Below are 812 nucleotides of genomic sequence, written 5' to 3'. Positions count from 1 at the left end.
GCCCTGGAGATCGGGCTGCTGCGCGGTCCCGTCCCGGCCCCGGGTTTTTCCGGGCTGCGGAATGCGCTGGCGGCCGAGCGGGTCGGGCCTCTGGAGCGCCGCCCCCGGGCCAAGCGCCGCCTGAAGGACATCGACTGGGATCTCGCCGCCGACCTGCTCGCCCGGCTGGAGCAGGTTTTTGCGGAATTCCCAGGCCCGGACGGCGCCGCCGACTGCGATCTCGTCGCCACCGCGGCCCTGCACCGCGCAGCCTGCGACGGGCTGATCGCCGGCCCGGAGGACAGCCCGCAAGTCACGCCGCAAGACGCCCCTCACGACGTCCCTGAACAGGCCGAGGACGGCTCCCTGTCCTGCCTCGATGCCCTGTTCGACGATCTGGAGATGGCCGAGCCCGGCCTGATGCCCGGCCGGTTCGACGACTACGCGACCTTCTTCACATCGCTCGCCCGGGAGCGCCTGGTCGGCTGCTCCGGCGAGGCGCCGCATCCGCGCCTGCGCATCCTCGGCCTCCTGGAGGCGCGATTGCTGTCGGTGGACCGGGTGGTGCTCGGCGGGCTCGACGAGGGCGTCTGGCCGGTGCGGACCCTGACCGACGCGTTCCTCAACCGACCGATGCGCGAGCGGGTCGGCCTCAACCCGCCCGAGCGCCGGATCGGCCAGATGGCGCACGACTTCGTGCAGGCGCTGGGCTGCCGCGACGCGGTGATCACCCGGGCGCTCAAGCGCGAGGGTTCGCCGACCGTGCCGTCGCGCCTGATCCAGCGCCTGCGCGCGTTTGCGGGCGACGCGCGCTGGGAGGCGGTGCTAGAGGC

General features: G+C 73.5%; 1 pseudogene. It reads left to right on the top strand.

The window, feature by feature from the left end:
* Window positions 1-812, top strand: a pseudogene (locus FV228_RS31285) (double-strand break repair protein AddB); the annotation flags it as partial.

Origin of the sequence: Methylobacterium sp. WL18, from assembly GCF_008040015.1 — a bacterium.
Taxonomy (GTDB): Bacteria; Pseudomonadota; Alphaproteobacteria; order Rhizobiales; family Beijerinckiaceae; genus Methylobacterium; species Methylobacterium mesophilicum.
Note: the sequence above shows the minus strand (reverse complement) of the source record. Positions and strands in the feature narration are given on the sequence as shown.